The sequence below is a fragment of the Paenibacillus gorillae genome (assembly GCF_000513275.1).
In the GTDB taxonomy this organism is placed as follows: domain Bacteria; phylum Bacillota; class Bacilli; order Paenibacillales; family Paenibacillaceae; genus Pristimantibacillus; species Pristimantibacillus gorillae.
Genome location: NZ_CBVJ010000047.1, coordinates 1 through 24,823 on the forward strand (window position 1 = coordinate 1; position 24,823 = coordinate 24,823).

Annotated in this window: 36 protein-coding genes and 1 pseudogene; 10 read left to right on the top strand and 27 right to left on the bottom strand. The window is 50.9% G+C overall.

Features of this window, described 5'->3' with window-relative positions; genetic code table 11:
• From TY10_RS31420 to TY10_RS09125, 11 genes are all read right to left on the bottom strand, one after another.
• On the bottom strand, positions 1 to 215 hold a 215-nt coding region (locus TY10_RS31420), incomplete at its 3' end, for a hypothetical protein (protein ID WP_238327518.1).
• 64 nt (positions 216 to 279) lie between these two features.
• Entirely contained in the window at positions 280 to 879 is a 600-nt protein-coding gene (locus tag TY10_RS30995; protein WP_042162697.1) for a SpoIIIAH-like family protein, read from the bottom strand.
• Positions 880 to 926: 47 nt separating this feature from the next.
• Positions 927 to 1,562, bottom strand: coding sequence for a stage III sporulation protein AG (gene spoIIIAG / locus TY10_RS09085; RefSeq protein WP_042162699.1), 636 nt, complete (start codon positions 1,560 to 1,562; stop codon positions 927 to 929).
• Positions 1,563 to 1,580: 18 nt separating this feature from the next.
• Entirely contained in the window at positions 1,581 to 2,078 is a 498-nt protein-coding gene (locus tag TY10_RS09090; RefSeq protein WP_155985782.1) for a hypothetical protein, read from the bottom strand.
• Entirely contained in the window at positions 2,030 to 2,347 is a 318-nt protein-coding gene (gene spoIIIAF / locus TY10_RS09095; RefSeq protein ID WP_042162701.1) for a stage III sporulation protein AF, read from the bottom strand. The genes TY10_RS09090 and spoIIIAF overlap by 49 nt, the downstream gene beginning before the upstream one ends.
• 68 nt (positions 2,348 to 2,415) lie before the next feature.
• On the bottom strand, positions 2,416 to 3,690 hold the full coding sequence (gene spoIIIAE, locus TY10_RS09100) for a stage III sporulation protein AE (protein ID WP_238327519.1): 1,275 nt from the start codon (positions 3,688 to 3,690) through the stop codon (positions 2,416 to 2,418).
• A 3-nt stretch (positions 3,691 to 3,693) separates the two neighbouring features.
• Positions 3,694 to 4,089: a stage III sporulation protein AD gene (gene spoIIIAD, locus TY10_RS09105; RefSeq protein ID WP_042162728.1), complete on the bottom strand. Its 396-nt coding sequence runs from the start codon at positions 4,087 to 4,089 to the stop codon at positions 3,694 to 3,696.
• A gap of 32 nt (positions 4,090 to 4,121) precedes the next feature.
• Entirely contained in the window at positions 4,122 to 4,325 is a 204-nt protein-coding gene (gene spoIIIAC / locus TY10_RS09110; protein ID WP_042162702.1) for a stage III sporulation protein AC, read from the bottom strand.
• A gap of 15 nt (positions 4,326 to 4,340) precedes the next feature.
• The gene (gene spoIIIAB / locus TY10_RS09115; protein WP_042162703.1) at positions 4,341 to 4,859 is read right to left on the bottom strand and encodes a stage III sporulation protein SpoIIIAB; all 519 of its coding nucleotides are present in this window, start codon (positions 4,857 to 4,859) and stop codon (positions 4,341 to 4,343) included.
• Positions 4,856 to 5,932 (bottom strand): stage III sporulation protein AA, encoded by a 1,077-nt coding sequence (gene spoIIIAA / locus TY10_RS09120; RefSeq protein ID WP_042162704.1) that lies wholly within the window; start codon positions 5,930 to 5,932, stop codon positions 4,856 to 4,858. Before spoIIIAA ends, spoIIIAB begins: the two co-directional genes overlap by 4 nt.
• A gap of 93 nt (positions 5,933 to 6,025) precedes the next feature.
• On the bottom strand, positions 6,026 to 6,292 hold the full coding sequence (locus TY10_RS09125) for a YqhV family protein (RefSeq protein WP_042162706.1): 267 nt from the start codon (positions 6,290 to 6,292) through the stop codon (positions 6,026 to 6,028).
• A gap of 166 nt (positions 6,293 to 6,458) precedes the next feature.
• Here TY10_RS09125 and TY10_RS09130 point away from each other — a divergent pair, with 166 nt between their 5' ends.
• Positions 6,459 to 7,175 (top strand): 2-phosphosulfolactate phosphatase, encoded by a 717-nt coding sequence (locus TY10_RS09130; protein ID WP_042162707.1) that lies wholly within the window; start codon positions 6,459 to 6,461, stop codon positions 7,173 to 7,175.
• Between the two features lie 95 nt (positions 7,176 to 7,270).
• Here TY10_RS09130 and TY10_RS09135 read toward each other — a convergent pair whose 3' ends face one another.
• The 5 genes from TY10_RS09135 to TY10_RS09155 form a co-directional block, all read right to left on the bottom strand.
• Positions 7,271 to 8,524: an aspartate kinase gene (locus TY10_RS09135; RefSeq protein ID WP_042162708.1), complete on the bottom strand. Its 1,254-nt coding sequence runs from the start codon at positions 8,522 to 8,524 to the stop codon at positions 7,271 to 7,273.
• 132 nt (positions 8,525 to 8,656) lie between these two features.
• The gene (efp, locus tag TY10_RS09140; protein WP_042162709.1) at positions 8,657 to 9,214 is read right to left on the bottom strand and encodes an elongation factor P; all 558 of its coding nucleotides are present in this window, start codon (positions 9,212 to 9,214) and stop codon (positions 8,657 to 8,659) included.
• A gap of 36 nt (positions 9,215 to 9,250) precedes the next feature.
• The gene (locus tag TY10_RS09145) at positions 9,251 to 10,324 is read right to left on the bottom strand and encodes a M24 family metallopeptidase (RefSeq protein WP_042162710.1); all 1,074 of its coding nucleotides are present in this window, start codon (positions 10,322 to 10,324) and stop codon (positions 9,251 to 9,253) included.
• An 18-nt stretch (positions 10,325 to 10,342) separates the two neighbouring features.
• The gene (gene aroQ, locus TY10_RS09150; protein WP_042162711.1) at positions 10,343 to 10,795 is read right to left on the bottom strand and encodes a type II 3-dehydroquinate dehydratase; all 453 of its coding nucleotides are present in this window, start codon (positions 10,793 to 10,795) and stop codon (positions 10,343 to 10,345) included.
• A 92-nt stretch (positions 10,796 to 10,887) separates the two neighbouring features.
• Entirely contained in the window at positions 10,888 to 11,409 is a 522-nt protein-coding gene (locus tag TY10_RS09155; protein WP_081735175.1) for a YqhR family membrane protein, read from the bottom strand.
• Between the two features lie 219 nt (positions 11,410 to 11,628).
• Here TY10_RS09155 and TY10_RS09160 point away from each other — a divergent pair, with 219 nt between their 5' ends.
• Both TY10_RS09160 and TY10_RS09165 read left to right on the top strand, forming a co-directional pair.
• Positions 11,629 to 12,600: a DUF1385 domain-containing protein gene (locus tag TY10_RS09160; RefSeq protein ID WP_202903169.1), complete on the top strand. Its 972-nt coding sequence runs from the start codon at positions 11,629 to 11,631 to the stop codon at positions 12,598 to 12,600.
• 19 nt (positions 12,601 to 12,619) lie between these two features.
• Positions 12,620 to 12,922 (top strand): hypothetical protein, encoded by a 303-nt coding sequence (locus TY10_RS09165; RefSeq protein ID WP_042162712.1) that lies wholly within the window; start codon positions 12,620 to 12,622, stop codon positions 12,920 to 12,922.
• 75 nt (positions 12,923 to 12,997) lie between these two features.
• Here TY10_RS09165 and mntR read toward each other — a convergent pair whose 3' ends face one another.
• Positions 12,998 to 13,423 (bottom strand): transcriptional regulator MntR, encoded by a 426-nt coding sequence (gene mntR / locus TY10_RS09170; protein WP_042162713.1) that lies wholly within the window; start codon positions 13,421 to 13,423, stop codon positions 12,998 to 13,000.
• Positions 13,424 to 13,634: 211 nt separating this feature from the next.
• Between mntR and splB the strand changes: the two genes are divergently transcribed.
• Entirely contained in the window at positions 13,635 to 14,705 is a 1,071-nt protein-coding gene (gene splB / locus TY10_RS09175; RefSeq protein ID WP_042162714.1) for a spore photoproduct lyase, read from the top strand.
• A gap of 7 nt (positions 14,706 to 14,712) precedes the next feature.
• Here splB and TY10_RS09180 read toward each other — a convergent pair.
• The 10 genes and pseudogenes from TY10_RS09180 to TY10_RS09225 form a co-directional block, all read right to left on the bottom strand.
• Positions 14,713 to 15,430 (bottom strand): annotated as a pseudogene (locus TY10_RS09180) (cytochrome c biogenesis CcdA family protein).
• Between the two features lie 22 nt (positions 15,431 to 15,452).
• Positions 15,453 to 16,262, bottom strand: a complete 810-nt coding sequence (locus tag TY10_RS09185; RefSeq protein WP_042162731.1) for a metal ABC transporter permease — start codon at positions 16,260 to 16,262, stop codon at positions 15,453 to 15,455.
• Positions 16,246 to 17,061: a metal ABC transporter ATP-binding protein gene (locus TY10_RS09190; protein ID WP_081735176.1), complete on the bottom strand. Its 816-nt coding sequence runs from the start codon at positions 17,059 to 17,061 to the stop codon at positions 16,246 to 16,248. The genes TY10_RS09185 and TY10_RS09190 overlap by 17 nt, the downstream gene beginning before the upstream one ends.
• A 67-nt stretch (positions 17,062 to 17,128) precedes the next feature.
• On the bottom strand, positions 17,129 to 18,118 hold the full coding sequence (locus tag TY10_RS09195) for a metal ABC transporter substrate-binding protein (protein ID WP_042162715.1): 990 nt from the start codon (positions 18,116 to 18,118) through the stop codon (positions 17,129 to 17,131).
• Between the two features lie 225 nt (positions 18,119 to 18,343).
• Entirely contained in the window at positions 18,344 to 20,353 is a 2,010-nt protein-coding gene (gene metG, locus TY10_RS09200; protein ID WP_042162716.1) for a methionine--tRNA ligase, read from the bottom strand.
• Positions 20,354 to 20,750: 397 nt separating this feature from the next.
• Positions 20,751 to 21,020, bottom strand: a complete 270-nt coding sequence (gene yidD, locus TY10_RS09205; RefSeq protein ID WP_042162717.1) for a membrane protein insertion efficiency factor YidD — start codon at positions 21,018 to 21,020, stop codon at positions 20,751 to 20,753.
• Positions 21,020 to 21,427: a Fur family transcriptional regulator gene (locus tag TY10_RS09210; protein WP_420329391.1), complete on the bottom strand. Its 408-nt coding sequence runs from the start codon at positions 21,425 to 21,427 to the stop codon at positions 21,020 to 21,022. Before TY10_RS09210 ends, yidD begins: the two co-directional genes overlap by 1 nt.
• Positions 21,428 to 21,573: 146 nt before the next feature.
• Entirely contained in the window at positions 21,574 to 21,798 is a 225-nt protein-coding gene (locus tag TY10_RS09215) for a hypothetical protein (protein WP_042162719.1), read from the bottom strand.
• A 32-nt stretch (positions 21,799 to 21,830) separates the two neighbouring features.
• Positions 21,831 to 22,031, bottom strand: a complete 201-nt coding sequence (locus TY10_RS09220; protein WP_042162721.1) for a hypothetical protein — start codon at positions 22,029 to 22,031, stop codon at positions 21,831 to 21,833.
• A gap of 145 nt (positions 22,032 to 22,176) precedes the next feature.
• On the bottom strand, positions 22,177 to 22,605 hold the full coding sequence (locus TY10_RS09225) for an Hsp20/alpha crystallin family protein (protein ID WP_042162722.1): 429 nt from the start codon (positions 22,603 to 22,605) through the stop codon (positions 22,177 to 22,179).
• Positions 22,606 to 22,741: 136 nt separating this feature from the next.
• Between TY10_RS09225 and TY10_RS09230 the strand changes: the two genes are divergently transcribed.
• The 6 genes from TY10_RS09230 (at position 22,742) to TY10_RS30350 (ending at position 24,816) form a co-directional block, all read left to right on the top strand.
• Entirely contained in the window at positions 22,742 to 22,981 is a 240-nt protein-coding gene (locus TY10_RS09230) for a spore germination protein (RefSeq protein WP_042162723.1), read from the top strand.
• A complete protein-coding gene (locus TY10_RS09235; protein ID WP_042162724.1) occupies positions 22,978 to 23,181 on the top strand; it encodes a spore germination protein GerPB in 204 nt (67 codons plus the stop codon). The genes TY10_RS09230 and TY10_RS09235 overlap by 4 nt, the downstream gene beginning before the upstream one ends.
• Before the next feature lie 17 nt (positions 23,182 to 23,198).
• Positions 23,199 to 23,849 (top strand): spore germination protein GerPC, encoded by a 651-nt coding sequence (gerPC, locus tag TY10_RS09240; RefSeq protein WP_042162725.1) that lies wholly within the window; start codon positions 23,199 to 23,201, stop codon positions 23,847 to 23,849.
• Between the two features lie 42 nt (positions 23,850 to 23,891).
• A complete protein-coding gene (locus TY10_RS09245; protein WP_042162726.1) occupies positions 23,892 to 24,128 on the top strand; it encodes a hypothetical protein in 237 nt (78 codons plus the stop codon).
• Positions 24,128 to 24,562, top strand: coding sequence for a spore germination protein GerPE (locus tag TY10_RS09250; RefSeq protein ID WP_052350449.1), 435 nt, complete (start codon positions 24,128 to 24,130; stop codon positions 24,560 to 24,562). The genes TY10_RS09245 and TY10_RS09250 overlap by 1 nt, the downstream gene beginning before the upstream one ends.
• Positions 24,563 to 24,693: 131 nt before the next feature.
• Positions 24,694 to 24,816 carry a sporulation protein YjcZ gene (locus TY10_RS30350; RefSeq protein ID WP_155985783.1) on the top strand — a complete coding sequence of 41 codons (123 nt, stop codon included), beginning with the start codon at positions 24,694 to 24,696 and terminating at the stop codon, positions 24,814 to 24,816.
• The last annotated feature ends 7 nt before the right edge of the window (positions 24,817 to 24,823 follow it).

Here is a 24,823-nt window from a genome sequence, read left to right on the forward strand (position 1 = left end):
TTTCCCGCTTCTACGTTGGATATTTCCAACGTAGGGTACATTTTTCGCTGCTTTCCCGCTTCTACGTTGGATACTTCCAACGTAGAGCGCATTTTTCGCTGCTTTCCCGCTCCTACGTTGGATATTTCCAACGTAATACTTGTAGCGTAAAACTCCAGATTAACGGGGCATAGCCACTTTACATTTTTGTTCTTCTGCGAACCACTCCCCGCCATAACTCCTGACAAGCAAAAGACCGGAAGCATCCGCTCCCGGTCTCCATCAGCTATCCGCTTGAACTTAAGGCACGAACTGTACCGTCACTTGGTCGGCCTTTACGTCCATCGTTTTGATAACTAGATCGATGATGCCAACCGCTTGTGCCTTATCCAGCTTCTCGCTTTCGACGACTACTTTATAGCGGTCGTTCTGATCGTCGACGATCGCAGTATGGAACTGCTTCATCAGCTCGGATTCGATTGTGTTCAGCTTTTCCCGCTTCTCCTCCAGCATATTGAGCGCTTTTGCTGCTTCAGTAGATTCCTCCGGATTGTTTTGCGTATTTGAAATCGCCGCATAAATTTTGTCCTCTTCCTCATTGAACTGCTTTTGGCGCTTCTCCTGCACTTCGGCGAACACGCTGGCTACAGCCCCGCCACCATTCTCTAATTGCTCGATAACTTCCTTATCCGTTTTCGCTCCGCCGTCCACTTCGTTGATGATAATGCCGTTATCCCCTTTTGCCACCTCAGTTGCTTCCCCGCCTTTTTGCTGTGTCTGCGAGCCGTCCGTTACGAGATCTGGCGATTTGCCATCCTGAGTAAACAGATAGTAAGCAGAAAGTACCACCATCAAGCTAAGCATCGATACGAGCCAAATCGTTTGTCTTTTCGTGTTCATGAGAACACCCTCCCCAATTCAATTTAAATTTTTCACTACGAAAAAACTTACTGCTTGCTTGGCGCAACCGATATCCGATTAGCCGGTACGTTCACACCTTTTTCCACCGCGTCTATAATTAAGCGTCTTACGGTCGCATTCTCCGCGCCTTTGGCAACGACGAGCACGCCGCGGATACGCGGGTTTATCGTTTTCGTTACGATAGGCTTCTGATCGCCTGACACCTCGGTTATGACGACCTGGCCCTCTTTCGTTATGGAGGTGATATGACGGCGGCCGCCGTTCTTGTCGTTCTCATCCGTAATGGACTGCGATTCCTTGTCGTTCTCCTTCACGACGATTTCTTCAGTAGAATCAACCGTTACGAGAACGTCTATGGTACCGACACCGACAATTTTCTCCAAAATCTCCTTCAGCCTTTGCTCCAGCGGCTGCTCAATCAAATCGAATGTGCTGCCCTCCTTGGCGCCGGTGCTCCATGCCGCCTCCTCGGTTGGAACCGGATTCGGATCATGTGCCGAAGGCTCGACCTTGTTAAAGGAGAGAAAGGAGTTTATCACCATCAAAGCTGCGCCAATCAAACCGATAACGAGTAGAATATGCAACGTCTTTATGCGCTTCTTCCCGCCTGGTCCTCCTCCTCCGCCGATGAGAGACTCCAGTCCCTGCAACCATTTGGCCAACTGCCTAACCCTCCTTTGCTAGATCCGTTCATGCCTTCGTTTACCCGGCAGCGGGCTGACGGACAAATACGATTTCAGGACTGACTCCCCAGCCATCGGCCAGCACGCCTCGTACTTTGCCGCCCCAAAGCGGGACTCACCTTCGTCCAAGCATCCTCCGCGACCTCTTACCCCGACGGCTGCTTTTCCAGCAGCATCGGACTCCACAGCCCCAGTGTCTACCTTAATTGACACGTCGACTGGTTCTATCTCTTCCACCTGGACATCCGGCTTCGGCTCTTGGGCTGCCCTCTCTTTGCCGGTCTGCACAGCTTCAGATTCTGCCATCGTAACCGTCACTTTGCTCAAGTAAGGTGTGCGCCGGCTGCCTTCCGCCACCCATTTCAGCTCCACGTCCACCTGTTTCACTTTCGCATTCGTCCGCTTCGAGACCGCATTTGCCATCGCCTTCTCGAGCGTCTGCTGCGTTAGTGCTGCTGCTTGACTGTCCCGCCGCTTGCTAAGGATTTTCCGCATCCTTCTGAATGTCCTGCAGCGTTGGCACTTTTGATGTCCTGCGTTCCGGAGCCTGCTTCCCATTGCCGCACACTGTCGCTCAGCCTGGCGCTGAAATCACCTTGCAGCAATCTGAGGATCGGAGAAAGAATGGTGAGCAGAATCAGCAGCCCGATGACTAATCTGGCATAACGCTGCATGGCCTTGTTCGGAAGCAGCAGCTCCATAAAGACGGCGAGCATGATTACGGCAATGATATCTCTCAGCCAATCGCCCAGCCATGTAACCACAGCAGCAGCCCCTTTCCGCAAGCCCGTCCAGCATCACAGCATCACAGAATCAATGAATCAATGAATCGTCAACGCGCCATGATCGCCGCATTGCCGGCGGTGAGCACGATTGTAACAGCCAGGAAAAACATTAAGCTGACGGCCGCCAGTGCAGCAAATACATAAATCATCGTCTTGCCGATCGTCTGCAGGCATTCGACGATCGGCGAGTCGCCAAGCGGCTGCATAACCGCGGCAGCCACGTTGTAGATGAGCGCAAGCGTCAATATTTTGATTGCCGGGAATGCACATAAGAAAAGCAAGATGATGACACCTGCAATGCCGATTGCGTTTTTGGCGAGCATGGAAGCTGAGATCACGGTGTCCGCAGCATCAGAAAACATCCGGCCAACGACTGGAACGAAATTGCCGGTTACGAATTTCGCTGTGCGCATCGTAATGCCGTCCGTCACTGCGCTTGTTGCTCCTTGGACCGAGATTACACCTAGAAATACAGTCACGAGTACACCCATGACGCCAACGCCTACGTTGCGAAGTAGGTTAGCTAGCTGCGTCACTTTGAACTTTTCCGTCAAAGCACTCACGATGTGAAGGACCGCAGAGAAGAACAGAAGTGGAAAGACGACGGTGTAGATCAAAGTGCCAACGGCATGGATCATGAAAATGATTAAGGGGTGAAGCACCGATACGGTTACAACGTTGCCCATCGAGGCCAATAGCGTCAGCAGAAGCGGAATCATCGCAAGCATAAATTGAATCATGCCTCCAATAGCATCCTTGGCGTATCCGATCGCGACGTGAAAGCTGTTCACCGCCAAGATGACTAACACCATGTAAGCGATTGAGTAAGCCACCTTGCTGACGGTATTGCGTTCAAACGCGTTCTGCAGCGTCTCCAGCACCATGCTGAAAACAGTAAGCATAACGATCGTGACCAGCAGCTTTCCGTTGTAAAGAATCTCGTGCAAGAAGTAGCTCAGCAATCCCTTAATAACCGTTTCCAGCTTAAGCCCTTCTCCGCCCGGCATGATCATCTCCATGAAGCTCGGCATCTGCTGATCGGGAAAGTAACCGCCGTACTCATCCTTTAACTTTTTCCAAAAGGATTCCACTGCATCGGTGCTGACCCCGTCCATTCCATTGCCTACCAGCCCCTCCGGCAATACGTCCTGCTGCAAGGCCGGCATTTTATCCTCACTTGCCTCTGGCTCCATGCTTGCAAAGGCCGATTGTTCCGGTGTGCCAAAGGGAAGCGCTGCGCTCAGGAGCCAAATGGCGAATACGGCAATGACAAACCGGATTGTACGGGATGTATTATTCGCTTTGTTCATCGCGAGATTCATTCTTTACCCCCCCGCCGGCAGCAATCCGATTACCGTTTCCACAATGACGCTAATAATCGGCACTGCCATAACGAGAATGAGCACCTTGCCGGCAAACTCTACCTTGGAAGCTATGCTTTCTTGGCCAGCATCCCGAACAATCTGCGCGCCAAATTCGGCGATATATGCGATACCAATAATTTTCAATATCGTCTTTAAGTAAATGGACGGGATGCCGGAACGGTTCGCTAAATCCTCCAATACCGTAATAACGATATCGATCTTGCCGATCAGATAGAGAAAGATGAAAATGCCGGTAAACGCCGCAAGCAGGAAAGCGAACATGGGCTTCTGTTCGCGAACGACAAGAATGAGGACGGTCGCGATCAGCGCAAGTCCGACGATTTGAATGATTTCCATTTCGTTCACCTACTCGCGGCTTCCCTCAAAGTTTACTGAAACAAAAAGATCGTCTTAATTTCCTGAAACAAATCGTTCAACAGCCGAACAACCATGAACAATACAACCACAAATCCGATTACGGTAACCCAATGCGCCATATCTTCTTTTCCCATCTGCTTCAGCACCGTATGAATCATGGCGATAATGATGCCAATGCCTGCAATTTGGAAGATGGCGCTCACATCCATGTTCATTTCCGCGGCACCCCACTAAACCATCAAAATGACGACGAGCACAGCGATCAGTACGCCAAGGCTTTTCCACATCTTCTCATAGCGTCCCTGGTCCTCCTTGGCTGCATCCTCTTCCGCCTTCAACTGAAGCAGCGCCAGCTTCAAGTGCTTCAGTTGATCGTCCTTGTCGCTTATGCCAAGCGCGGAGCCTAACCGCAGCATGACCGCCTGCTCACCTGCCCGCATTGCAGTCGCCTCCCACCCTTGCCTCATCGCCTGCTCCCAGCTTTCGCGGAAAGACAAGCCGTCATCATGTGCAACGCCCTCCGCTGCCAGCAAGAACAAATCCGCTATCGGGGAAGGAACGACCGTTGCGATCCGGCCAAGTGCCTCCGGCAAAGGTGTATGTCCGTAACCAATCTCGGTCTCCAGCCGCTGCAATGCATGGGCAAGCTGGCGAAGCTGGCGAGGTCTGGCAGCGAATCTCGCAGCCTGCTGGAAGCCAATCAGCGTTCCGGCAAACAGGATGAGTACAGCGCCCAGCAGCTTGATCAAGTTGCACCGCCTCTTTGCAAGCCGCTCTCGACAGGGGCGGGATCCGCACCGCTCCGCCTGAATGTGGAAGTCGCTGCCGCGGTCAACGCTGCAGTAGGCTCCCTGGCGGCCGGACTCCTGACCGCTGACTCTGCACTGATGATACGGTGCATAAAGCCAGAAGTCGTCCGGCGCAGCTCGACGATCTGCTGGAATGAGCCGTCCTCCAGCAGCCTCCGAAGCACCGGACGGCCAAGCGCGTCCTGTACGTCGTAAGCATGAGCGGTGGCGATGACGCTTACTCCGGCATGACTTGCTTCCCGGATTGCCTCCCCGTCTTCGTCTCTACCAATCTCGTCTGCAACGATAACCTCGGGCGACATTGATCGAAGCAGCATCATAATCCCCTCTGCCTTCGGGCAAGCATCCATGACATCGGTTCGCGGGCCGATATCGAAGGTTGGTATACCGCGCACGCAAGCGGCGATTTCAGAGCGCTCGTCCACAACGCCAACCTTCCGCCCCTGCCAGCCGGCTCCTTCACCTTGTCCCCATAGGCCATAGCTGATAGAACGGGCAAGATCGCGTACAAGCGTCGTCTTCCCTTGCTGCGGAGGAGCAAGAATGAGTGTCGAATGAATGGATTTCCGGCTTCGGTCAAGCAACTTAGGAAGCAAATGATTAGCTGAGCCGATGACCTCCCGGGCAATACGAATATTGAATGCGCCGATATCGCGGATTCCCCGAACGCTTCCGCTGTCCAGCACCGTTCTGCCAGCCAGTCCAATGCGATGTCCGCCAGCGACGGTTATAAACCCTCGTTTCAGCTCTTCTTCCATTGCATATAGCGAATAGTTCGTAATTCGTTCAAGCAGCTTGCGGCAAATATCTCCCGTTGGCTTGTATGCCCCATCGGCCGCCATGCGCAGCGTACCGTCAGTTCCGGCAAATCGGGACTGGCCCCGAAGCCCAAGCTCCAGCGGCCGGCCTTCCCGTATCCGAATCTCCTCTAATTGCGCAAGAGCCGTCTCAGGCAGCTTCTCCAGCACTGCCTTAAGCTCCAATGGCAGCAAATGCACCACTCGGTTCAGCATCCCCTCATCACTCCCGGATGTTTGTCCTTCGTAGTTACATTTGTATGCTTGGACTACAATAATATGTCCACCTATTTGCTAGAATCGATTCTATTATTTTTTCAAAATGCCGATGAATAGGCACGCGATTCCTGCAGCAATCCAAGCCAGCTTCCCGAATGAGAGCTTATCCGACAGGCCAACCAAGCCGATTGTCGTCGTCGCAATCAATATTAACGGGCCTACCAGCGCAAGCGAGGAATTGACGAGCAGCGCCTTATCGATCTGATTCATCCGCAGCATGATGAGTGCAGCGCATATTTCAATCATTCCCGAAGTAATGCGAAGCGACGCCATACTGAGCACAATTTTATTCAGCATTGCCTTGTCCTCCTTCCTTCTCTATTACTCTATGCGGGCTTGTCTCCTATTCATTCCGATAATAACGGGCACATGCCCAGCGAAACCTGCATATATTGCTTGCAGGATTCGTAATGTATGGAAGGGATCATAGCAAATGCCATGAAAAGAAAGGCGGATCATTGAAATGCGGGTTCAGGTCATTTCAAGTGTTAATGAAGCGAGCTCGGCGCAATTTCACCATAAAACGGCACTAATCGTCGATGTACTTTGCGCATCCAGCGCCATCGTTACCGCTTTGGCGGCCGGCTCCATCGGTGTCGTTCCGGTAGAGACGGTTTTGGAGGCACGCGCGGCGCGGCAGACTGGCGATTTGCTAGGAGGAGAGCGGTTCTGCCGGAAAATCCCCGGCTTCGACCTTGGCTCTTCACCGGATGAATATACGAGTCCAGAGATTCGGGACCGGAAAATTATTTTAACGACGACGAACGGGACCCGTGCTATTGTGAAATCGGCAAAAGCGGATTTTGTACTTGCCGGTGCGATGCTTAATGCTTCAGCTTGCGCGAAAGCAGCTTTAGAATTGCGGAGGGATATCGTTATTTTATGCGCGGGCAGCAATGATGAATTTGCACTGGAGGACGGACTTTGCGCGGGTCTGCTGCTGGAGAGATTACAGGGGCTGACTGGGGGAACGCTGGAGATGGATGATTTTGGCCATGCCATGCTTGCACTTTACGGCGACCGCTCCCATGCCATTAAAGAGACGATTCAACAGGGCATGACCGGAAAAAAACTGTTGAAGCTTGGCTTGCGCAAAGATTTGGAGAGCTGCTCCGCCATCGACCGCTATCATGAGGTGCCAAGACTTTATGGCGATATGCTAATAAGCAATTGCGGCTAGAAGAACGGCTCGGTAAGCCGGAAGCGGCGCATTATCGTGCACAAAAGAAGAGGCCACCCGCATGGCGCGGATGGCCTCTTCTCAATCCATTCTAATTATCTGCGATCTTGCGGTCCGCCGACGAAAGCTTGCTCCGCTGTGTCCAGGCCGTATGCCGTGTGCAATGCGCGCACAACGTCAACCAATGGCTCGGATGCGATCACGCAGGAAACTTTAATTTCCGACGTGCTGACCAACTTGATGCTTACTCCCAATTCGGAAATAGCCGCGAACATCGTTGCAGCAACACCCGGATTGCTGACCATACCAGCGCCTACGATCGAAATTTTCACCAGATCGTCCTCCGAAGTTACTTCGTGGAAAGGCACCTTCTCGCGGATGCTGTAAATAACTTCAACCGCTCTTTCCTTGTCATCGCGGGACAAAGTAAAGGAGAAGTCGGCTTTGCCGTCCTGCACACCGCTTTGCACGATAATGTCTACATCAATTCCGTTATTCGCGAGTGCGCCGAATACATTCGCGAGCACGCCTGGAACATCCTGAACGCCGAGAATGCTAATTCTTGCTACGTTTTTGTCAAATGCGATGCCGCGAACGACAACTCCCTGCTCCATGACCGCTTCCTCCTTCACACTTGTACCTTCGTTATGCGTAAAGCTGGAACGAACGACAAGCTTTACATTGTTATGCTTCGCATACTCCACCGCGCGGGGGTGCAATACCGCCGCTCCGAGATGGGCCAGCTCCAGCATTTCATCATACGAAATTTCATTCAACTTGCGCGCGCACTTTACAACGCGCGGGTCCGTCGAATAAACGCCGTCGACGTCAGTAAAAATCTCGCATACATCCGCTTCGACAGCAGCAGCAAGCGCAACTGCAGTCGTATCGGAGCCGCCGCGTCCGAGTGTCGTAATATCGCCATCCTCCGACATGCCTTGGAAGCCAGCCACAATGACAATATTGCCTTGGTCAAGCTCCTTGTGCAGACGGTCCGGACGAATGTCCGTAATTTTCGCCTTGCTGTGTACCGCTTCCGTACGGATACCCGCTTGCCAGCCAGTCAGCGATACCGCTTTATGGCCAAGCTGATGAATGGACATCGACAAAAGCGCAACCGATATTTGTTCACCGGTCGTAAGAAGCATATCCATCTCACGCGCCGGCGGATTCGGATTAATCAGCTTGGACTGGTCAATTAAATCATCCGTTGTATCTCCCATTGCGGACACGACAACCACGACGCGGTTGCCCGCCTGCTGGCTTTCAATTATCCGCTTTGCAACCCGCTGCATCCGCTCTGGTGTTCCGACCGAGCTTCCGCCAAACTTCATCACTATCAACGACAAAGCTGATTCACTCCCCAACCTTGACATATACATACAAGACGATATTATAGCACATTACCCGCCTGTCTGGGTATATGCAACTATGAAAAAAACCGCCCAATCCTCAGGATTGGACGGTCACTGCCCTCGTTACTAAGCGCGGGAAATGTATTTGCCTTCGCGTGTATCGACCAGCAGAACGTCGCCTTCGTTAATGAACAATGGCACTTGAACGTTCAGGCCAGTTTCCACCTTCGCGCTTTTCGTAGCGCCTTGCGCCGTGTTGCCTTTAACACCTGGCTCTGTTTCGATAACTTTCAGCTCAACGCTGTTCGGCATTTGAATACCGATAATTTCGCCTTGGTAGCTGGAAATATTTACGTTCATATTTTCTTTCAGGAAGTTAAGCTCCCATTCCAGCTGCTTGTCGCTAAGCGCGAATTGATCGTAGGTTTCGTTGTCCATGAACGTGTACTCATCGCCGGAGTTGTACAAGTATTGTACTTCACGGTTCTCGATGATAGCACGGCCGATGCTTTCGCCCGCACGGAATGTTTTCTCCACAACGTTGCCGTTGCGCAGATTTTTCAGCTTGGAGCGCACGAATGCTGCGCCTTTGCCTGGTTTAACGTGCTGGAACTCGGTTACCGAGAAAATATCGCCGTCCACTTCGACGGTCAGGCCTGTTTTAAAATCATTTACTGAAATCACTTGTATTTCCCTCCTGATATTTGCTTGGAATAGTCCTTAACCCAGAGTAAGAAGCTCTTTCGGGGATGAGGTTAATATTTTAATACCGGATTCCGTTATGACGATATCGTCCTCGATCCGCACTCCGCCGAAGCCGGGGAGATAGATGCCGGGCTCAACCGTCACCGTCATGCCGGGGGTTAAAATCATGTCACTAAGCTTGGACAATCTAGGCTGCTCATGCACTTCCATGCCGAGGCCGTGTCCGGTGCTGTGCCCGAATTGATCGCCGTAGCCGTATTTCGCAATGATATCTCTTGCGAGCGCATCCGCTTGCTTGCCTGTCATGCCCGGCCGGATATGCTCCAGCGCATGCAATTGAGCTTCCAGCACGATGCCGTATATTTCCCGGTGCTTAGCCGTTGGTTCGCCTACGACGACCGTACGGGTCAAGTCCGAGCAATATCCCCTGTAATAAGCGCCAAAATCGAGCGTTACGAATTCATCCTTGCCGATCAGCCGGTCGCTTGCAACGCCATGCGGCAGCGCCGATCTTTCTCCGGATGCTACGATTGTCTCGAAAGAGGTTGACGCAGCACCATGGCTGCGCATGTACATTTCCAGCTCCAATGCGATGTCAGACTCTCTGACCCCGGGCTGAAGCAGTTTTTGTACATGGCTAAACGCCGCATCGGCCAAATCCGCCGCTTCTTTCATAATGCGCAGCTCAGCTTCATCCTTGATCATTCGAAGCTGTTCAACCAAGCCAGCCGCAGGTTTTAACACCACATTGTCAAGCTGCTCGCTCCACGCAACATATTCACCGTACGAAACCTGATCTTGCTCAAAGGCAAGTTCGCGAATTCCGCTTGCAGCTAACAGCTCGCGAACGCTGTCCATGACACGCGGACCATGTTCAATAACTTTGAAACCGGCCGCTTGCTGCGGAGCTTGCGTCATATACCGGAAGTCGGTCAGCAAAAAGCTGTCCTGATGCGTGATGACAACGGTACCGGAAGATCCCGTAAAGCCGCTTAAATATTTCCGATTGTGGCTGCTGCCGATGAGGATTGCTTCTAAGCCCTGCTCTGCCATCGATTGACGCAGTCGTTCGACTCTCGCATTCGCCATTTGCGTTTTCCTTCCTTCCTAAGCTGTATTCTGATCCTTCTGAAGCTTGCGTACAAGCGCCGTCAGTCCCAGCTCATAGCTTTGTCCGCCGAAGCCAGCTATCTGGCCTACAGCAACGGGTGCAATGACCGACGTATGCCGGAACGCTTCCCGTTTATGAATGTTAGACAGATGCACTTCAACGACGGGCAGCGCCACTGTCGAGAAAGCATCTCTTAACGCGTAGCTATAATGCGTCAGCGCTCCCGGATTGATCAGGAAGCCGTCAGCATTGCCGAATGCGCTATGTATCCGGTCAATGAGCGCTCCTTCGTGGTTGGATTGAAAAAAATCCAGCTCAACGCCCAGCTCGGAAGCTTGGTTTAATAGAGCGGCTTCAATCTCGGCAAGCGTCTCCGTTCCATATACGCCGGGCTCGCGAATGCCCAGCATGTTCAAGTTCGGCCCGTTCAATACTACAATTTTCAGCATACTCGCACCCCCAACCTGCCGATTATGGCCTGTCGCCAAAGATCACAAGACATTTTACCACAAATGTCCGCCGCTTGAGAAGCTGAAACTGTTTAGTGGGCTCCAACAGGTTCACGCGAAGCCTCATCCGTAAATTCAAAGGCAGTAGAATAACCGATAAACAGCCCCCAAAGCAGAAAAACGCATAGTTCTGTTATAAACGTATTCCAGCCCGCTGTCCTGATCGGCTGAGAGATATGGAGCATGGGTCCAGCCAATACGAAAATGATGATCCACCATAAGAAGCCGTACAGCACTCCCGGCCATGGACCGCGCAGCCTTCGGAACAAAAAATAATAGAGATGTGCAGCAAGAATGGAGAATACGATGTAGCAGCCAATACCTACAGCCATCCCCCAATAAGTCTTAAGAAAGCTGCTTCGGAAAAACGGGTCCGCCATGATGCCAGGCAGCTCTTTCGTAAATTTGAATTCGTACAGCATCCAGCGGATCAAGCCCCAGATTAGTCCGGCAAAAAAACCGATCGTCAGTTCGAACAGGAAAGGGTTCGTATGGTGATGCAGCCTGTCTTCTTTGCTTCCCGCCAATTTTCGGCCAGCAGCTTTGTTAGCCATGTATGTATCCCTGCTTTCCGTTTAAAGGTTATAGCCCTATTATGTGAAAAACGATAGTTGACTAACCGTTTGGAAGGAAAGTTAGCGGCGCCGCGCAAGCCAAACGATGCCGTTGGCAATTGGCCTATAGATCAAGTACAATAGAAGAAAAGCAATAATGACAACGATAACTTGTGTTCCGTTCGGGATTCAAGCAACTTAAGGAAGGTGACCTGTCTCTTGTCTCAAAACTCCAAAAGCATTTACGGCGGACAAGCGGTAATTGAAGGCGTTATGTTCGCAGGCAAACATGTGAATGTAACGGCAGTTCGGCGTAAAAATGACGAAATCGTCTTTCTTGAGGTTCCAAGAACGACTCGTAATTGGGTACAGCAATTGAAAAAAATTCCGCTTGTACGCGGTGTGGTTGGCATTATCGAATCCAGCGCCAAAGGCTCTCAGCATTTGAACTTCTCGATGGAGAACTATGCGGAGGATGAAGCCGCTGATGAAGCAGCGAAAAACCCGGAGGCTGCAGCAAAACAAGCCGAGAAGAAGAAGGAAGGCTCCGGCTGGAGTCTCAGCATGCTGGTTGGCGTAGCCGTCGCAGGCGTATTGTCCTTCGTATTCGGCAAGCTCATCTTTACAGCGGTACCGGCTGCACTCGAAAGTCTTCTGTTCGAGAATGTATTCGAAAACAAAGTCGGGCATAATCTGTTAGAGGGACTTATTAAAATCATACTGCTTCTTTCCTATCTCTACCTGATGTCGATGACGCCAATTATCAAACGGCTATTCCAATATCATGGAGCTGAGCATAAAGTTATTACAGCCTACGAGGCAGGCGAGGATTTAACGGTTAAAAATGTGCAAAAGCACAGCCGTCTCCATTATCGGTGCGGCAGCAGCTTCATTATTTTCACCGTGATCGTGGGCGTCATTATCTATTCGCTTCCGATTTTCACTTGGGATACCATCTGGGAACGGATTTATATCCGCATCCTGCTGCTCCCTCTCGTGCTTGGCATTTCTTATGAGGTGCTGAGATGGACGAACGCGCTGCGTGAAACGCCTGTTCTGCGCTATTTTGGCTATCCTGGACTGTGGCTCCAGCTTCTTACAACCAAAGAGCCTAAGGATGATCAGGTTGCAGTATCTATCGCTTCCTTCAACCGGATGCGGGAGCTTGACCAGCAAATGACTAAAAATTAAGGCAAAGGACGGGAAGCGTATGGCTAATCTTCCGCGAGGGTGGAGTATTACGACTGTTATCGTCGTCATCTTGTTCGCGATCGGGCTGTTAGACAGCTTCACGTCGAACCCTGCAGCATATCTCATTCCGATCGTGGTGCTAGGCGGTATTTTCCTGCTCTATAAATTTCCTCCCTCCAGTTGGGGGCGGGGAGCGAATCCAAAGCAGCCTTATGTCAAGCAGAACCGGACGCAAACGCGGCAAAAGCCGAAGTCCCGTACCGTGCCGTTCCGTGTCATTAACGGCGGTAAGGACGACGACGATACGCCGAAATATCATTGAAGCTTCGTAAGAAGCTTTTACATGAGAAAAGAAAGAAGCCTGCCGGATCCGGCAGGCTTCTTTCTTTTCTCATCGCTATTCTGAGGTTTCCAACTCTTCGCGAATGCCCTTTAACTCATCCATGCGGGCTGGATCGCGGTGGAAATATTCAACCAACGTCTCAATGCAGGTTATCGAATCCCAGCTTAAATGATGCTCGATGCCTTCCACGTCGCGATAAATGTTCTCTTCCTGCACGCCAATCAGCGTCAGAAACGATTCCAGCAGTTGATGGCGGTCGACCAGGCGTTTCCCCATCTTCTTCCCTTTGCTCGTAAGAACAAGCCCGCGATATTTCTCGTAAATTAAATAGTTGTCTTTGTCCAGCTTCTGGATCATCTTCGTAACAGACGACGGATGAACTTCAAGCCCTTCCGCGATATCTGATACGCGTGCGTACCCCTTTTCGTCGATAAGCTTATAAATACGTTCCAAGTAGTCTTCCATGCTCGGAGTCGGCAATGAAGAACCCCCTAACCCAACTTCTTACACCTTGTCTCTCAGGCGTTACTCTTAGTATCATACACCGTTTCCAATCCGCTCTGCAACTTATTCTCAATTGGGTGTCATTTCGCTGACAGCCGCTATTTCTTATAACTCCCTGTTTGCCGAAGACGCTGGTGTCTCACACTAAAGGAATAATCCAAATCCATTTTAACGGGAGGGCATTACGATGGCATTAACGGTAATTGAAAAGCCAAACGTCGACCGAAGCGAGCTTTCCTTCATACCCGATCTCGTTTATTTTGAGCCAGGAGCGCTTGAATATCCGAAGGGCAAGCGGATTATGGCTTGGGTAGAAAAGGAAGGCATTCCTTTTCGGATGACAACCTCCCATAACCGGATAACCAACTTGCCGGGCGACAGCGAACTGGAGCAATACCGCATTGCAAAGCGAACACTCGTTGTCGGTGTGCGGAAAACGTTAAAATTCGATCAATCGAAGCCTTCCGCCGAATATGCAATCCCTATCGCTACAGGCTGCATGGGTCACTGTCATTATTGTTACCTCCAGACGACGTTAGGCTCGAAGCCTTACATTCGCGTATACGTCAATATCGATGAGATTCTGCAGGCGGCTCAAGGGTATATCGACGAGCGCGAACCGGAAGTTACCCGTTTCGAAGCGGCTTGCACCTCTGATCCCGTCGGTTTGGAGCCTATAACCGGCAGTCTGCGCGAATTGATTGAATACATGGGCGAACAGCCGCTCGGCCGTCTCCGGTTCGTGACGAAGTTCCATCATGTCGATTCACTGCTGGATGCCAAACATAACGGACATACCCGAATTCGCTTCAGCGTGAACGCAAAATATGTCATCAAGCATTTTGAGCCTGCAACCTCCCGGTTCGAGCAGCGTATCGAAGCGGCTGCAAAGGTAGCTAAAGCCGGATATCCAATGGGCTTCATTATTGCGCCGATCATTTGGCATGACGGCTGGGAAGAAGGGTATGCGGAACTGTTGGAGTCATTAGCCAAAGCGCTTCCCGAGGAAGCGCAAAACGGTGATCTCACTTTCGAGCTTATTCAGCACCGGTTTACGAAAACGGCTAAAAATGTTATTGAGAAGCGTTACCCGAAGACGAAGCTGGAGATGGATATCGAAAAGCGGAAGTATAAGTGGGGACGCTGGGGACAGGGTAAATACGTTTACCCTGATGAACAAGCCTATGCGCTCCGCATGTTTATATCGGAGCGCATATTCGAACATTTCCCGAACGCGAAGATCGAGTATTTTACGTAACTTGGTCTTAAAACTTAAGCCAATCTGGCGTAACTAAGTTGAGCCAGATCGTAATTTTAGTCATTTGATCAGTGAACAGCAAAATACCCATCAAAATCATGACACCGCCGCCAATCTTCATGACCAACGAGGAATATTTGAGCAGCCAGCGCGCAGAGCCGAGGAAAAAGGCCAGTGCGAAAAACGGAATAGCAAAGCCCAAAGCATAGGCCGTCGTCAGTTTGAACCAAGTGCCCGGCTCCGATGCGGCAAGCGCAAGGATAGCGGTAAGCGCGGGGCCAATACAAGGTGTCCATCCAGCGGAGAAGCCGATCCCGAAAATAAATGAGCCGAGGAAGCCGGATTTTTTGTTCGGATCGATCTTAAATCTCCGTTCTTTCATCAGTACTTGCGGCTGGAAAATACCAACGAGGAACAGCCCCATCAGCACAATTAGAATCGCGGACAGTTTGCGAATGACATCCACATATTCGCTGAAAAATTCCGCGAACACGTTCGAGCCATAGCCCAGCGTGTAATAGACGGTGCAAAATCCAAGAATGAAAAAAAGCGTATGCGTCATCGTACGGATGCGCACTTTTTTTCGTATGCTGATTTTGCTTGAGATCACTTACGGAAATACCAGTTATGTAAGATAAATAAGACGGATACAAGGGCAGACAGCATGGCGAGATAAAAGAAGCCAAACCGGCGCCGAACGCCAGCCAAATATTGATGTCACTCAATGGTTATGCACCTCTGTCGAAGTTAACTGCCCGTCCGCAAACCTGGCTTGAACAGGATCAGGACGAGTAAAATTGCAATCAAAAGCAGTACAATTGTGCCGCCGGGCGCCAAATTCCATACACCAGCGATCAGGAGGCCGAAGACAACAGCCAACTCTCCGATAATGACAACTGCAAATATCGTTTGCCGGAAGCTGCGGGCGATAATAAGGCTGCATGCTGCCGGAATTGTCAGCAATGCCGATACGAGCAAAGCGCCAACAATTTTAATAGATGCACTAATAACGAGTGCGGTAAGCACGCTAATCATAACATTATAGAACCGGACGGGCAAGCCGCTCACGGCCGCTGCATCCTCATCGAATGTAAGCAAGAACAGCTCCTTGACTTGCGTCCGCATTGCAATAAGAACAACGACGGTCACAATAGCGATCGTCACAAGGTCAATATTTCCGAGCGTATAGATGCTGCCGAATAAATATCCGTTAACATTAACGTTAAACCCTTTGCCGAGTGTAAACAAAATCGAAGCAAGTGCCACACCGCCTGACATAATGATGGCAATGGACAACTCCGCATACGTTTTATATGCTTTGCGCAGCTTCTCAATGGCGAAGGACGCGGCGATGGCGAACAGCAAACCAACTGCAACCGGATAGACGCCGACGAGAAAACCAAGCGCTACCCCTGCAATCGATACATGAGACAACGTGTCGCCAATCATCGACAGCCGTCTAAGTACCAAAAAGATGCCGATCAACGGCGCTGTAATACCGATCAGCACGCCTCCGATAAGCGCACGCTGAAAAAACTCACTACCCAATATCTCCAACAACCGCAACTACCTCTTTCCTGCTCTCCATTTGCTGACGCAGCCCTCTCAAGCTATGCGTTAAATCATTCTCCACACAATCCTGAAGCTCATGAGAATGTTTTTTGTAAAATTTCAACTTGCCGCTTTCGGCAACCGGTCTTTCTCCCAAGTAAGAACGAATCATATCCATATCATGAGATACCATCAGAAACGTAATATTATGATGCTGATGCATATGCTTGATCATATGGAAGAAGCCTTCCTGCGTTTCGGTATCTATACCAACCGTAGGCTCATCCAGAATGAGGAGTGATGGATTGTTGATCAGAGCCCTCGCCAGAAAGACACGCTGCTGCTGTCCTCCGGAAAGCTGGCCGATCCGCTTGCCTGCCAGATCCTCGATATTCATCGCATGCAGCGCATCCTCGCATTTGATTTGATCGGCTTTGCCGATCGAACGGAATATTTTGTTGCGCCCGTACAGCCCGGACAGTACCACTTCGCGAACTGTAGCCGGAAATAACGGGTTGAACGAATTTTTTTGCGGGACGTAGCCGATGCGATCCCAAGCCTTGAAGCGCGAGACCGGCTCGCCGAACAGGCGGATAACGCCGCTCTCCGGCTTCAGCAGTCCGACGATCATACGCAGCAGCGTCGTCTTCCCCGCTCCGTTTGAGCCGATTAAACCGACGAAATCCCGCTCCTTGACCGAGAAGTCGAGGTCGGTAATGACCCGCTGCTGCTGGTAGGAGAAGGTTACGCCTTCGAGTGAAATGATATCTTGATGACAGGCATCGCCCATTTGATTTTGCAGCATAGTACACCTCTTTTTCTATTCAAAGCAGACAAACCCGGCGCGTCGGCCGAGTTTTGTCCTATCTATCCTATTGTAATGCCTTAATCAGATTTTGCAAATTGGCTTCCATAAGTGTAATGTAGTCATCTCCGCGCTTCTCCTGCTCCGGTGTCAGACCTTCGATCGGATTAAGGACCATCGTATCCACTTTCGCTTCACTTGCCAATGTGTTCGCAAGCGTTGGGGACACCAGCTCCTCGAAGAAAATGTAGCGAATGTCGTTTTCCTTGACGAATTTCGCAATTTGGAGCAAATCCTGCGCTCTTGGCTCAGCATCCGGGGACAGCCCCATCACCGCGGTCTGTCTCAGACCGTAATCTCTGGCCAGATAGCCAAACGCCTGATGAGACGTTACGATATCTTTCTTCGCTGTTTTGGACAGTTCTGTCTGATATTGCTGATCCAAAGCTTCAAGCTTGGCATGCAGCGCAGCGTAATTATCCTCATAGCTTGCTTTGTTGGCCGGATCTACCTCAACGAGACTATTTTTCACATTTTCCGCCATTTTCATAATCGACTTGGGACTTACCCATGTATGCGGATCAACGTCGAGATCATGACTTTGTCCATGGTCGTCATGCTCTTCGCCTTCATGCTCTTCCTCTTCGTGCTCTTCCTCAGGATTGCCTTTAATTAACGTAATCCCCTTGCTCATCTCAGCCGTTACGAGCTCACTTTTCTTCGACAAGCCTTTCAGAAAATTATCTGTCCAGCCTTCCAGTCCGGCACCGTTATACAGGAACAGCTGAGCCTTGGATGCGAGATCCAGATCCTGGCTCTTCGGCGACCAGTCGTGCGGCTCCACGCCGGCCGGCACCAAGTTGACGGCATTCACCTTGTCGCCGCCGATTTCTGAAGCTAAATAATATAGCGGATAAAAAGTCGTGACTACGTTTGTCTTGCCTTCCACTATTTTACCGCCTGAGCCGCTGCCGCATGCGGCAGCCACTAGTACTAAAGCAGCCAGCAGCATCGCAGCTGTAAAATTTCGAATTGAGCTTGCAGTTTTATTTCTCATAAGTAGGCTTCTCCCATTTCTATGTTCTTGTTAGTAATCGTTACTATTACGATTTACATTATATAAGCGGCTAATAGACACTGTCAACCCTAAATCTCATAACTATTTTTACTATACTCGCCTCCATTCCACCCTATACACTTTGTACTTTACAAATAGAACTAAGCATAAAAAGCCGTCAAAGGGGCTTCTGCCCCTTTGACGGCTGCTAAATGCTATGACGATTTACTTCACGATTGCGCCGTTAGGCATGTCATCCGGTACCGTAGCTAGCGTCAACTGCTCGCCCTTGGAAGCTGCCAGAATCATCCCTTGCGACAGCTCTCCGCGAAGCTTAACCGGCTTCAGGTTCGTTACAACGATCACCTTGCGGCCAACCAGCTGCTCCGGTGTGTAGAACTTGGCAATGCCGGATACGACCTGGCGCTGCTCATAGCCCAGATCCAATTGCAGCTTCAGCAATTTATCGGCTTTTTTCACCGGCTCGGCAGAAATAACTTGCCCTACACGAAGCTCCACCTTGGCGAATTCGTCAATGCCGATCTCTTCTTTATGTTCAATTTCTTCGTCTTCGTCCGCAGCAGTATTAGCCGTGGATGCTTCAGCAGCAGCAGGAGCTTCCTCCTGAGCTGAAGCTGAAGCGCCTCCCCCCATCGCGGCAGCGATGTAGGCCACTTCTTCTGCTGCTTCCAGACGAGGGAAGATCGGCGCGCCTTTGCTAACCTGCGTACCGCCAGGCAGCTGTCCGAATTGCTTGGCGCTCTCCCATTCTGTCAGTTCTCCCGCTTCCAAGCCAAGCTGTCTCCACAGCTCGCGCGGCGCATGAGTGAGAAACGGTTGAAGCAGAATGGAAGCAATACGGAGCGATTCAGCCAAATGATGCATAACCGAAGCAAGCTCTTCACGTTTGCCTTCATCCTTCGCAAGCGCCCAAGGCTGTGTTTCATCGATATATTTATTCGTACGGCTGACAAACTGCCAGATCGCGGCAAGCGCCACGGAAAACTCCATGTTCTCCATTGCCGCTTCTACTTGCTCTACCGTTTGCACGGAAAGCTGCTGCAGCTGCTCGTCGAATTCGGTTACTTTACCAGCGAAAGCCGGAATAACACCGTCAAAATATTTGTCGATCATCGCGACTGTCCGGTTAAGCAAATTGCCCAAATCATTTGCTAAGTCGAAGTTGATCCGATCGACAAAGTTTTCCGGCGTGAACGTGCCGTCCGCACCAAAAGGCACTTCACGCAGCAGGTAATAACGAACCGCATCCAGACCATAGCGGTCGATTAGCGTCACAGGATCAACGACGTTGCCCTTCGATTTCGACATCTTACCGTCCTTCATCAGCAGCCAGCCATGCGCGAACACTTTTTTTGGTACCGGCAGTCCAAGCGCCATCAGCATGATCGGCCAATAAATCGTATGGAAGCGGACGATTTCCTTACCAACAAGATGTACATCTGCAGGCCAGTATTTCGCGTATTTCGCGCCTTCCTCGCCCTCTTGTCCATAGCCCAATGCCGTAATATAGTTGGAGAGCGCGTCAATCCATACATAGATGACATGCTTCGCGTCGCCCGGCACTTTAACACCCCAGTCGAAGGTCGTCCGCGACACGGCCAAATCTTCCAGACCCGGCTTAATAAAGTTGTTGATCATTTCATTTTTGCGGGATTCCGGTTGAATGAACTGAGGGTTGTCCTCATACAGCTTCAGAAGGCGGTCTGCATATTTGCTCATCCGGAAGAAATAGCTTTCTTCCTTCACAAGCTCAACAGGACGTCCGCAGTCTGGACAATTGCCATTCACAAGCTGGCGTTCGAGGAAGAAGGATTCGCAAGGCGTACAGTACCAGCCCTCATATTCCCCTTTATAAATATCATCCTGCTTAAGCAACTGCTCGAAAATACGCTCCACAACGACTTTATGGCGCGGCTCTGTTGTACGAATGAAATCATCATTGGATATTTCCAGCTTGGCCCACAGCTCTTTAATGCCAACTACAATGTCATCTACGAATTGCTGCGGTGTTTTTCCGTTCTCTTCTGCTTTGCGCTCAATCTTTTGGCCATGCTCGTCCGTACCGGTCAAATACCAGACATCATAGCCGCGCAGCCGCTTGTAGCGGGCCATTGCGTCCCCCGCCACAGTCGTGTACGCATGACCGATATGAAGCTTGTCGCTTGGGTAATAAATCGGCGTCGTAATGTAAAAGCTTTTGTTCAATTCCGTCATCTCTATTCCTCCTTAATAATAAAAACAGAACGCAAAAAACTCCCGTCCAACATGGGACGAGAGTTACGAACTCACGCGGTACCACCCAAATTCCAATCATGCGTGCCTATCGGCTTAGATAAACCGCGCATCATTGCTTCGTGTGCCGTCAATGAAGACGGCAGCGCCTTTATCGCTGGCTTAGCGCCATTCCCTTACCATGAAGATCGCGGCTCGAGAACGATTCCTCCAGGACCATTTTCCGATGTTGTCCTATACCGGCTTGCAGCATCTTGCCCGGCTCTCTGTCCTAGGACGATCTATCAAAAATCATCATCGTACTTATCCGTTCATCGGACTGTTATTTTGCAATTATTAACCTTTATAGTTCAAAATATAACCGCAACCTGCTGGCCTGTCAAGCTCCCTCATGCCCATCCGGCTGCTGCTCCCCAGACGCTGGAGGAACAGGGTCGAATCCGCCTGGATGAAAGGGATGGCAGCGTGCAATTCGCTTCGCCGCTAGCCATGACCCTCGAACGGCGCCATGCTTCTCCAGCGCTTCAAGCGCATAAGCAGAGCAAGTGGGATAGAACCGGCACGTCGGCGGTTTCAAGGGAGACAGCACTTTGCGGTAAAAGACGATCGGCGCCTGCAGCACCCTTCTCGCTTTCGGCTGCCCGGACATTAGCCTTCTCCCAGGATCGGCTCGTCTTGTCCGCAATCCTTGCAATAGCCAAATACCTCGAACTTATGCTTAACGACTTTGAAATCATCCGGCACAATCGTCTGCTCCATCGGGCAATAAGTAATCGGATAAGTTCTGCCGCACTGTAAACAGATCATATGATGGTGATGGTCATGCTCCCGGCAATGCAGCTTGAACTTGACGCCTTCCTCGAACACTACCTGCTCCAGTACACCAAGCTCCTCCATAACGCGCAAATTGCGATAGACGGTATCGAAGCTGAGTCCGGTATAAGATTTGCCCATATATTCGTAAACGGCTTTAGGCGCCAAATATCCCGGCGACTCCGCAAACAATTTCGCCAGCGTTTTTCGCTGATCGGTTATACGCAGCCCTTGGCTTGCCATCTTCTGCACGATTTCTTCATACGTATGCAATGAATAAAACCTCCGCATATAGATATTCTCTCTCCATAATGACGAAAAAAAAGACTCTCGTCAATGAGAGCCCTCCGTAAAACTCATTTCATAGACCTCCGCGGCCCTTGTTGAACCTACCCGTTAAGCCGCATATTGATCAAAAAGCTGGCGCTCATCGCGATTAGCAAGGCGATGGAGACAATCGCTGTCGCATTGCGGCGCATCTTGGCGCGGCGCAGCTTGTCCGGTTCGTTCGTGTTCGCCGCCGCTTCCGATACGGAGCGCTGCATGAATAAGAACATGATCAAGGTAACGACAAACAGTATATTAATGAAAAACCAGATAGCCGTCCATAGCATAGTTGACCCCTCCAATCAGCAAGACGGGTCCGTCACAGGAACCACTTGTTTAATATGAGCATAAATCCAACAAAGCTGACAATTGCGCCTGCGAAGCTGATCCACCCCGTACGGAAGCGCTGCTGGAACATTCTCAATATTCCAAAGCTAAGCAATCCGAATATAAGCAATAAGAAGACGACCCCGAGTATGAATAAAGTCGCCGATACGCTGCTGACATCGACTAAAGACACGCTCTACACTCCCCTATGTAATGATAGAAACGGCTATGTAAGCCTTTGCCGTTCCGCTCGCTATATAGCATTATAAGGGATTATGCAAGGTTTATCCAGCCGCAATCCGGTAGATTTCGTGACAGTATGAACAGCTATAGCAGCGCTACCAGCGAATATCCGCTTCATAATAGGTCCGAGCGCCGGGACGCTTGCGCAGCTTCACCTGCAAAATGCCGTTTTTAACGAGTGCCCGGCATATTCTCGGTTTCACAGGCTTCGGCAGTTTAACCGTTTCGGTCCGGTTTTCTGGCAGTCCTTCAATGCGAATCCGGTCCTCCCGTACATAAAGCCTCAGTTCATCGCGATTCACACCCGGCGGCAAAGGAAATTTGACGATGACGAAGTGATGGGTTTCAAAAAAAGAAGGATCATCCCCCTGGCTGGACATCGCTCCAGCTGCTTCTGGCAGCGCTTTTGTCATCATTTTACGGACAAATTGCTCCACCCAATCAGGCTCTTTGAGCAAATCGAACCCTTTAGGCAGCTTTTGCCCCTCCATCCATCGTTCAAGATCATCCCATTTGGACGCCACCCTCAATCACCTCCCTCTCACAACATATGCCGATCTGGGCGTTAGCGCCACATAAGTGCGCACTGCATGCGGAACCTCTGGGCGAATGCCGCATACGATGTTGCATACCGTAATACCGTAAAAGGAGTGAACGCGCATGCCATCCATCGTCGGTTTTGTCAAAATCGTCAGCACAGGCTCCAGCTCCATCGTACAATTCGGCGATTCCGTGCAGCTATCGCCGTCAAGCACTTCCAAAACCTATGCCGGCTCCGGCTCCTTCCTGACGGGCAGCCTTGCCAACGCAAACAACGCTGTCAGTGCAACTAATACGCTTGATCCTGACGTACAGGACAGCACGCAGAACGAGATCGGCACGGGAGTCAACCTTATATGAACTGGACGATTCATCAGACGATTACGATTAAGCAGCTGCGTGTCGACAGCGTCTCGAACAGCTCTGTGCTTCAGATCGGGAGTGCAGGTTCGATCCGTTCATTGTCCCAGCTTTATAATACGGGAGGATTTATGGGCCCGGCTGCGCAGCTTGGCCAGGAGAACCCGCTTTCCTTCGTTCCGCTGCCTAATCCCACATAGACAGGAGGCCATCCAACATGCAGCAGCAACCGAATGGCTACTCCCCTTGGCATGCTTGGCTGCATGAGGTTCAAACCAGGCTTAGCCGGCAGGAGGAGCAAATCCGTTCTCTCGAAACGAAGCTGTCCGCCGTAATTGAGCAGCTGCAACAGCTGGAAGCAAAACCTACTTACAATATCGAAAACCTGCAATACCATTTCGATCAATTGAAGGTAGAGAAGCTGGAGGGCACGCTCAATATCGGCATGACGCCACCGGGCTCGGAATCGCCCCCGGGAGAAATCGAGCAGCTTTCTGCAGCCAAACAGAATGTTTTCCCTTCAGCCGCACCGGGTATCACGCCGCCTCCTGCGGGAGGGCCTTACAGCGATGTGCAGGCGCAAATGAATCAATATTTAGACACAACTGCTCCCCAGAAGCTGATGCAGATGGAATCCGATATCGGGCTATCTCTTGATCCTTACCACCGCCGTTTAATTATTAACGATATACGCAAGCAGCTTCCTACCCGGATTCACTACTATATGCAGACGGCAGCCAAAGATCACGACGGGGCGCCGCTTAACGCCGAAGCCGAGGCGGCATTCAAAGCGGATGTTATTACCAAAACAGCCCGTGACACCGACGCGGCCCTGCAGCAATACTTACACCAGCTGCAGAACTCCTAGCATCGGCCTGATCTTGAATATGCAATATGGAGGTCGCTCACAATGATCCATTTCCATGTATATAACCACGCACTGGTCGTTGGCTCTATCGAAGTGCTGGGTGTTGCCAGTTCCTCCTCACTGCAAGTGGGAGACACCGATTATATGACGCTATATTCCATGTTCGATACGCCGCCGGAATCCGTCATCGTCGGCCCGCTCGTTCCTTTTCCAAGTCCGGAGGGAGCTTCGCAGGCCATCGGCGAAACGGCGGAGCCCGAAACGGAAAGTGAATCCTGATGCGGGCAAGCAGCCATCTAGACACCGGCTATCCCGTACGAACAGCAGAAATCTGCGGTCTTGCCATTATCGACGTCTCTTTGTCCTCTATCATCCAGTTGGGTGATCGCGGATACTACACGCCAAAACTGCGGGCGCTTGCCGTACAGCGGGAGGAAGGACATGAGACAGCTGGCTCGGTTTATTTCGAATCGTACGAAATATTCGAGAGGCCGCTTCCGGTCTTGAACGATCCCGCATTCGAAAACGACGAGGCCGTCATTATCCATCGGACCAACTGCTCGCCACGCATCAATGTAGGCTGCATCTTCATTACTGCGGTCGGCTCCGCTTCCACTGTGCAGGCCGGCAATACGATGGAAACCGTAGCTGAATCCCGTATCAAGCACATCCGCCAATATCGGAGGAAGCCGCGGTCTCCAGGGCGCAGTTAAGCACTAGGCATTTGCCGCAATTACATTTCCACCGGTACAAACGTCCAATAGTTACGGGCGCTGCCTTCATACATTAACCATGTGATGTGCTTCACCACATCGCAAAACTCACATTTGGGAGGTTATGAACGGTGGGATACCCTGTAGCAGGTGCTAATGTTGGTTGCGTACCGGTGGGCGGTCTCAGGACGAGTACAGGCATCATTCTCGTTCTTTTCATTTTGCTCGTCATCATACTTCGCTCTTGGCTGTAATAAATCA

Bases quoted from the DNA above. Each gene is read 5' to 3' on its own strand.
- TY10_RS30995 (WP_042162697.1), bottom strand. From the start codon at position 879: ATGAACACGAAAAGACAAACGATTTGGCTCGTATCGATGCTTAGCTTG.
- TY10_RS09090 (WP_155985782.1), bottom strand. From the start codon at position 2,078: ATGCGGAAAATCCTTAGCAAGCGGCGGGACAGTCAAGCAGCAGCACTA.
- spoIIIAE (WP_238327519.1), bottom strand. From the start codon at position 3,690: ATGAATCTCGCGATGAACAAAGCGAATAATACATCCCGTACAATCCGG.
- spoIIIAD (WP_042162728.1), bottom strand. From the start codon at position 4,089: ATGGAAATCATTCAAATCGTCGGACTTGCGCTGATCGCGACCGTCCTC.
- spoIIIAC (WP_042162702.1), bottom strand. From the start codon at position 4,325: ATGAACATGGATGTGAGCGCCATCTTCCAAATTGCAGGCATTGGCATC.
- spoIIIAA (WP_042162704.1), bottom strand. From the start codon at position 5,932: ATGCTGAACCGAGTGGTGCATTTGCTGCCATTGGAGCTTAAGGCAGTG.
- TY10_RS09125 (WP_042162706.1), bottom strand. From the start codon at position 6,292: ATGCTGAATAAAATTGTGCTCAGTATGGCGTCGCTTCGCATTACTTCG.
- TY10_RS09130 (WP_042162707.1), top strand. From the start codon at position 6,459: ATGCGGGTTCAGGTCATTTCAAGTGTTAATGAAGCGAGCTCGGCGCAA.
- TY10_RS09145 (WP_042162710.1), bottom strand. From the start codon at position 10,324: ATGGCGAATGCGAGAGTCGAACGACTGCGTCAATCGATGGCAGAGCAG.
- aroQ (WP_042162711.1), bottom strand. From the start codon at position 10,795: ATGCTGAAAATTGTAGTATTGAACGGGCCGAACTTGAACATGCTGGGC.
- TY10_RS09155 (WP_081735175.1), bottom strand. From the start codon at position 11,409: ATGGCTAACAAAGCTGCTGGCCGAAAATTGGCGGGAAGCAAAGAAGAC.
- TY10_RS09165 (WP_042162712.1), top strand. From the start codon at position 12,620: ATGGCTAATCTTCCGCGAGGGTGGAGTATTACGACTGTTATCGTCGTC.
- splB (WP_042162714.1), top strand. From the start codon at position 13,635: ATGGCATTAACGGTAATTGAAAAGCCAAACGTCGACCGAAGCGAGCTT.
- TY10_RS09190 (WP_081735176.1), bottom strand. From the start codon at position 17,061: ATGCTGCAAAATCAAATGGGCGATGCCTGTCATCAAGATATCATTTCA.
- TY10_RS09195 (WP_042162715.1), bottom strand. From the start codon at position 18,118: ATGAGAAATAAAACTGCAAGCTCAATTCGAAATTTTACAGCTGCGATG.
- metG (WP_042162716.1), bottom strand. From the start codon at position 20,353: ATGACGGAATTGAACAAAAGCTTTTACATTACGACGCCGATTTATTAC.
- yidD (WP_042162717.1), bottom strand. From the start codon at position 21,020: ATGTCCGGGCAGCCGAAAGCGAGAAGGGTGCTGCAGGCGCCGATCGTC.
- TY10_RS09210 (WP_420329391.1), bottom strand. From the start codon at position 21,427: ATGGCAAGCCAAGGGCTGCGTATAACCGATCAGCGAAAAACGCTGGCG.
- TY10_RS09215 (WP_042162719.1), bottom strand. From the start codon at position 21,798: ATGCTATGGACGGCTATCTGGTTTTTCATTAATATACTGTTTGTCGTT.
- TY10_RS09230 (WP_042162723.1), top strand. From the start codon at position 22,742: ATGCCATCCATCGTCGGTTTTGTCAAAATCGTCAGCACAGGCTCCAGC.
- TY10_RS09235 (WP_042162724.1), top strand. From the start codon at position 22,978: ATGAACTGGACGATTCATCAGACGATTACGATTAAGCAGCTGCGTGTC.
- gerPC (WP_042162725.1), top strand. From the start codon at position 23,199: ATGCAGCAGCAACCGAATGGCTACTCCCCTTGGCATGCTTGGCTGCAT.
- TY10_RS09245 (WP_042162726.1), top strand. From the start codon at position 23,892: ATGATCCATTTCCATGTATATAACCACGCACTGGTCGTTGGCTCTATC.
- TY10_RS09250 (WP_052350449.1), top strand. From the start codon at position 24,128: ATGCGGGCAAGCAGCCATCTAGACACCGGCTATCCCGTACGAACAGCA.